This window comes from Streptomyces sp. YS-3, assembly GCF_045257485.1.
Classification (GTDB): Bacteria; Actinomycetota; Actinomycetes; order Streptomycetales; family Streptomycetaceae; genus Streptomyces.
Genome location: NZ_JBJHPC010000468.1, coordinates 1 through 5677, shown reverse-complemented (window position 1 = coordinate 5677; position 5677 = coordinate 1). Strand labels below are relative to the sequence as shown.

Sequence of the window (5677 nt, the reverse complement as noted above, 5' to 3'; positions counted from 1 at the left end):
CATCACGCCGATGGAGATCCCGCCGGAACAGGACCCCCAGGCGCCCCCCGGTACCCCCGGCGGGATCTCCATCGGCGTGATGACCGGGGGCGCGGCTGCGGCCGGGGACCGGGCGTCGGCCGAGGACCGCTCGCAGCGGACGGGGACACCGCCGGTTCCGTACGCGGGCACCGGACCCGCGCCCGCGGGCGTCCCCGGCGGTGTGGGCATCGGGACGATGACGGGCGGCGCCGCGGCGGCGGGCGCCGACGCGCGGGCCGTCGACGCCTCGACACAGCTCCTGGACGCGCCCCCCGAACTCGCCGCCGCCGTCCGCACCCTGCGCGACCATCTCGGCGTCCTGCGCCCCACGGCCGAGACCGCCGAACTGGCCGACCGGCTGGCGGAGGTCGAGGAGGGGGTGGCGGCCACCGGTCAGGTGCGGCGCGACCGTCTGCAGTGGCTGCGCGAGCGGTTGACCCTCGGCACGACGGCCGCGGCCGGGCTCGCCTCGGCCGCGGCCGTCGTCGACACCATCACCCGACTGACCGGCTGAGACGCAGGTGCCATGAGCTACTGGGACGCGGACGCGCAACGCTGGGTCGAGGGGCCGTCGGGCGCCGGGGGCGCCTGGGGCCCGGACCAGCCGCCCCCGGACGACGGTCTGCGGCGCATGCTGATCGTGGTGTTCGCCGCGGTCGTCCTGGCCGCGGCGGCGGTCACCGGCATCTGGTGGCTGGCCCGCGACCACGGCGGCGGCCCGCACCGGGAGTCGCCGTTCTTCCCGCCTCCGGCGGTCTCCACGCTGACGCCCGGGACGCCGGACACGACGGACACCGCGGACCCGGTGTTCCCCGGCATCACCGAGCCGGAGGCGACGGCCACGACCGGCACGGCCGGTACCGCCGGGGCGACCGAGACCGGTGAACCGGCCGCCGGTCCGGCCCCGTCCACCGCGACGGCCACCCGCCCGGAATCCACCGTGACGACCTACTACGCCGCGCTCAACAGCGGCGACTACACGACCGCGTGGGCCTTCGGCGGCAAGAACCTGAGCCCGAGCTATACGGAGTACGTCGCCGGCTTCTCCGACACACGGCGAACCGGCGTCACCGTCCTGTCCGCCACGGGCGACACCGTCCGCGTGGACATCACCTCCTCTCTGACGGACGGAACCCGCCAGACGTACTCCGGCACGTACACCGTCCACGACGGCGTGATCACCGACGCCCGTATCAGCCGGGTGAGTTGAGGCCGCGCGATAGATTCGGGTCATGTCACCTCTTGAACCCCCTTACACGCGGCTCCTGGTGGAGCGTTACGAGCCGACCTTCCGCTTCTACACGGCCGTCCTGCCCAAGCTCACCGGCTGCTCGCTGGCGCGCGGCACCGAGGCGTCGGGGTACGCCAGTTGGGACGACTGCGAGGGGCGTACCGCCTTCGCGGTGTTCTCGCGGGCCGCGATGACCGCGGCCGTCGGGGAGGAGAACGTGCCCGTGGGGGCCTCGGTCGTCATCCGGGTGGACGGGCCCGGGGCGCTCGACGCCGCTGTCGACCTCTGCGCGTCGGCCGGTGCCACGGTGATCGCCCCGGCGCAGGACCGGCCGCAGTGGGGTCCGACGATGCGGGCGGCCCATCTGCACGACCCGGACGGCAACCTGGTGGAGCTGCAGACGTACTGAGGCAGGTCAGCGCAGGCCGGTACGGACCAGGGCGAGCAGCTCGTCCTCCGACAGGCCGAGCCTGCGCGCCTCCTCGGCCAGTTCCCGTACCCGCACCAGCAGCCCGGCCCGGGCGCGGGAGGACGTCGTGTCGACGACCACCGCGCCCCGGCCGCGCCGCAGCTCGATCAGGCCTTCCTCGCGCAGGCGCTGGTAGCCGCGCAGGACGGTGTGGACGTTGACGCCCAGCGAGTCGGCCAGGGCCCGGGCCGCGGGCAGCCGTTCGCCCGGCTCCACCGTGCCCTCGGCGATGGCGCGCCGCACCGACGCGGCGATCTGGTCGCCCAGCGGCACCGGCGACCCGGGGTCCACCCGGAACAGCATCAGCGCACCGCCGAACGTTCGGCGAGGGTGTTGAGCAGGGCCGCGGCCGTCGCGGAGTCGGCCACCGTCACCGCGAACTCGCGCCCGCCCGCGCGCCGCACCACGATCGCCTCGCCGGAGCGCAGGATCAGGCCCGAACGCCCGGGACGCACCCGATAGCCCCAACCGCCGTACTCCGAGAGCGCGTTCACCTCCCGGCTCACTGCCCGCTCCACGTCGTCGAGCGGTATCCGCACGCGCGGCCAGGGCAGCACGGTCGGGCGGGCCGTCAGCCCGTGCCGGTCCACCGTCACGTGCGGGCAGGAGCAGGCGAGGATGAGCAGCCCGCACGCCAGCGGCGCGGTGGCGCGCCCCCAGCCGTACACATACGTCAGCGCTCCCCCGAAGACGAGCAGGGCCACGCCGACCGCGCAGAGCGTCCGCGAGGGGGCGCGGCGGGCCCAGCCGGCCAGCTCGCCCTCCGCCAGGTCGAGCCGTTCGACCGCGCCGGGGCCGAGGGGCCGGGGCCGGGCCGGGGGAACGGCGAGGCGCCGCGCCGAGAGCGCGCCCGCCGCTGCGGCGAGCACGGCCACCCCGAGGGCCGCCGCGAGCTGCCACAGGGGCAGCCGGGCCGCACCGCCGTCGTCCGCGTCGAGGTTCGCGAACAGTACGGCGGCCATCAGATGGCCGGTCAGGCCCGCGGTCGCGTACCCCGCGGCGAGCATCCGGCGCACCCCGCGCGGCCCGAGGCCGCCCTTGGCGACGACGGCCGCCCAGACGACGGCGAGCCCGCCCAGGAGTCCGGTGGCGACGGCCACGTACGCGCTCCGGCCGGAATAGCCGTCGGCCGTACCGCCGCCGGAGAAGTGGGTGGCCAGCCGCCCCGGCAGCCGGTCGTGCAGGGCGGCGAAGAGGAGCAGGTCGACGGCGAGCGCCAGCAGGAACGGCAGCACGGCGACGGCCACCAGGCGGCCAGGAGGGCCGCCACGACCCCGTGAAACCCTCGTTGTTCGCATAGAAATAGAATAACTCGCCGTCAGGACACCGGGGAAGGGGGCGCGGCCGGCCGTGGTCGGCCGCGCCCGGATCAGATGCTTTCGAGGACGGACGGCTGGAGCTGTGCCCCGGTGGGGAGTTGGCGGCGGATGTCGTCGAGTACCGAGGCGAAGTCCAGCTCGGCGCGCCCCGACGCGTACACCGCTCCCCCCAGGTGCAGGGCGAGCCCGAGGTCGGGCTCGGGCGGCTTGAGGGAGAGCAGGCAGCTCAGGGTTGCCTGGTGGAGGGCGCCGTCGGGGGAGGCGACCGGTACCGGCATGTCCCATTCCAGGACGAAGTCGCGCAGGGCGCCGCCGTCGAGCGCGAACGAGCCCTCCGTCGGTATGCCGGGCACCGGGCCGAGCGAGTCGAACCCCGTCCCGGCGAAATCGACTCCCCTGATGCGCGTGTGCAGTTGGGTCCCGTCGGCGGTGATCGTCAGCGCTTCGGATCCATGGCGGTCTCGGTACCAGCCCGCCCAGGACTGTGTGGTCATGGGCGGGAGAGTAGCGGCGCACCCTGCCGTTCGTCACAGGGCGTGACCGAAATGGGAGTTAGCGCTTCCTTGTGTAGGTGGTGACGACTGTACCGTTTTCGAAGGAACGGCTGTCCGTCGGCACGAACGGGCGAGGGGCGAACTCCGCCCGGAACAAGGGGATTCCGGCTCCCGCCACGATCGGATAGCTCTTGATCACGAGTTCGTCGATCTCGTCGACGAGCTGCCCGGCGAGGTCGGCGCCGCCGCACAGATAGATGTCCAGGCCCTCTTCGCGCTTGAGCTCGCGCACATACGCCACCGGGTCCGTGGAGACGACCTCGACGGCCGGGTCCGGGGACTCGCGGAGGCTGCGCGAGAAGACGATCTGGCGCAGATGGACGTACGGGCTGGTCATGCCCGCCGCGAGACCGGGTTCGTACGCCCCCCGGCCCATCAGCACGGTGTCGTACCGCGAGACGGACACCTCGTCGACACCCAGGGCCCGCCGGGCGGCGGTCGGCAGCGCGTCGGGCTGCTCGCCCGCCATGAAGCCGGCGAACTCCTCGCTCACCGGATAGAAGTCGAACGACCCGTCCGGGGCGGCGATGAAGCCGTCGAGGGTGAGGGCGATGTAGTACGAAAGCTTGCGCAAGCTGGCCTCTTCGGGCTCGGGGGGTGGCCGGGCGATCAACCACTTCAGGTAAAGTACTTCGCATGTAGTGGTTGCGCAAGGCCCTTACGGCCGACACGGAAAGCCTTTACGGAAGCCCTTACGGAAAGAGGAACGCGGATGGTCAGGAACCCCGAACGCAGAACGGCTCTCGTGGACGCGGCGATCGAGGTGCTGGCGCGCGAGGGTGCGCGCGGGCTGACCTTCCGCGCGGTCGACACCGAGGCCGAGGTGCCGCCCGGCACCGCGTCCAACTACTTCACCAGCAGGGACGACCTGTTCACCCAGGCCGGGCGGCGCATCCACGTGAAGATGACACCGGATCCGGCGGAGGTGAGCGAGGCGATGCGGCCCGCGCCCTCACGGGAGCTGGTGGCCTCGCTGATGCACTGGCTGCTGCGGCGGATCGTCAAGGAGCGCACCGGCTATCTCGCCATGCTGGAGCTCCGCTTGGAGGCCACCCGCCGGCCGGAGCTCCGGGAGGCGCTGACCGAGGCCGCCCGCGCCGAGCTGGAGGCGAACATCGCGTTCCATCTGGAGGCCGGGCTGCCGGGGGACGCGGACACGGTACGGCTGCTCTACTTCGCCATGACGGGGCTGCTGGTCGACCACCTCACCCTGCCGGACATGCTCGGCGAGGACTCCGCCGAGCGGATGGTGGAGATGGTGGTGGACCGGGTGCTCGGCGGCTGAGCCCCGGTCCCGTACGGCGGTGAACCGTTTCAGCCGCGCGGCTCGCGCCACATCGGGTACATCAGCGGGCCGTCGGGCAGCCGCAGCGGCTCGCCGAGGTGGGCGAAGCCGAGCCGTTCGTACAGCACGGAGCTGCGCGCGCTGCTGGCCTCCAGATAGGCGGGCAGCCCCTCGCGGTCGCACTCCTGCAGGACGGGCGCGATGAGCGCGGCCCCCGCTCCCTGCCCCTGGCGGTCCGGGGCGACCGCGATCAGCAGCAGATACCGGTGCGCCCGGCCGTGCGGATGGACGGAGGCGGTGAGCCGGCCGATCAGCTCCACCCGCTCGTTCTCCGGGTCGACCGCGGCGCGCAGCTGTGCCGGGCCGTCCTCCCCGTCCTCCGCCGGCCCGTCCTGCGCCGCCCCGGCGGGAACGTCGAGCCAGAGGGCGGTCGCCGTGCCGTCCTCGGTGAGGTCGGCGTGCCCCTCGTCGAGCGCGACCTCCAGGAAGGCGCGCATGAGGTGGGGGTGCTTCTCCCGGCGGTGTGCGGGGTCGGGGAAGACCCAGCTGCTCACCGGGTCGTCCTGGAACGCCTCGTCGAGCAGGCGCACCGCCGTCTCCATCGCCTTGTCGTCGTCCCGCTCGACCCGTCGTGTGCCGGTGCCCGGTCCCGTACCCATGTCGCCGCCCTTGTCGCGTTCCGTCGATCCTCAACTGACGGCGACGATCCTAGGGTTGGCTCTCCCCGAGTCAGGGCGCGAGGGGGCCCCGGAGGCAGCCCCGGGACCCCTCGAGCCCTGACTCGGGGAGAGCCAACCC

Annotated in this window: 9 protein-coding genes; 4 read left to right on the top strand and 5 right to left on the bottom strand. The window is 73.5% G+C overall.

Features of this window, described 5'->3' with window-relative positions:
* The 3 genes from ACJA3G_RS28360 to ACJA3G_RS28350 form a co-directional block, all read left to right on the top strand.
* Positions 1-535 (top strand): hypothetical protein (locus ACJA3G_RS28360; protein WP_406555889.1); only part of this gene is annotated, 535 nt, incomplete at its 5' end.
* A 12-nt stretch (positions 536-547) separates the two neighbouring features.
* Positions 548-1231: a hypothetical protein gene (locus ACJA3G_RS28355; protein WP_406555888.1), complete on the top strand. Its 684-nt coding sequence runs from the start codon at positions 548-550 to the stop codon at positions 1229-1231.
* Positions 1232-1253: 22 nt separating this feature from the next.
* Positions 1254-1661 carry a VOC family protein gene (locus ACJA3G_RS28350; RefSeq protein WP_406555887.1) on the top strand — a complete coding sequence of 136 codons (408 nt, stop codon included), beginning with the start codon at positions 1254-1256 and terminating at the stop codon, positions 1659-1661.
* Positions 1662-1667: 6 nt separating this feature from the next.
* On the opposite strand, the gene ACJA3G_RS28345 is transcribed toward ACJA3G_RS28350, so the two are convergent.
* From ACJA3G_RS28345 to ACJA3G_RS28330, 4 genes are all read right to left on the bottom strand, one after another.
* Complete coding sequence (locus tag ACJA3G_RS28345; protein ID WP_406555886.1) at positions 1668-2024, bottom strand: GntR family transcriptional regulator; 357 nt, start codon at positions 2022-2024, stop codon at positions 1668-1670.
* On the bottom strand, positions 2024-2968 hold the full coding sequence (locus ACJA3G_RS28340; protein ID WP_406555885.1) for a DUF1648 domain-containing protein: 945 nt from the start codon (positions 2966-2968) through the stop codon (positions 2024-2026). The genes ACJA3G_RS28345 and ACJA3G_RS28340 overlap by 1 nt, the downstream gene beginning before the upstream one ends.
* A gap of 122 nt (positions 2969-3090) precedes the next feature.
* Positions 3091-3534, bottom strand: a complete 444-nt coding sequence (locus tag ACJA3G_RS28335) for a DUF6304 family protein (protein WP_406555884.1) — start codon at positions 3532-3534, stop codon at positions 3091-3093.
* A 58-nt stretch (positions 3535-3592) separates the two neighbouring features.
* Complete coding sequence (locus ACJA3G_RS28330; protein ID WP_406555883.1) at positions 3593-4168, bottom strand: dihydrofolate reductase family protein; 576 nt, start codon at positions 4166-4168, stop codon at positions 3593-3595.
* A gap of 138 nt (positions 4169-4306) precedes the next feature.
* Here ACJA3G_RS28330 and ACJA3G_RS28325 point away from each other — a divergent pair, with 138 nt between their 5' ends.
* Positions 4307-4879: a TetR/AcrR family transcriptional regulator gene (locus ACJA3G_RS28325; protein WP_406555882.1), complete on the top strand. Its 573-nt coding sequence runs from the start codon at positions 4307-4309 to the stop codon at positions 4877-4879.
* 29 nt (positions 4880-4908) lie between these two features.
* On the opposite strand, the gene ACJA3G_RS28320 is transcribed toward ACJA3G_RS28325, so the two are convergent.
* A complete protein-coding gene (locus tag ACJA3G_RS28320) occupies positions 4909-5538 on the bottom strand; it encodes a GNAT family N-acetyltransferase (RefSeq protein ID WP_406555881.1) in 630 nt (209 codons plus the stop codon).
* Positions 5539-5677: the final 139 nt, after the last annotated feature.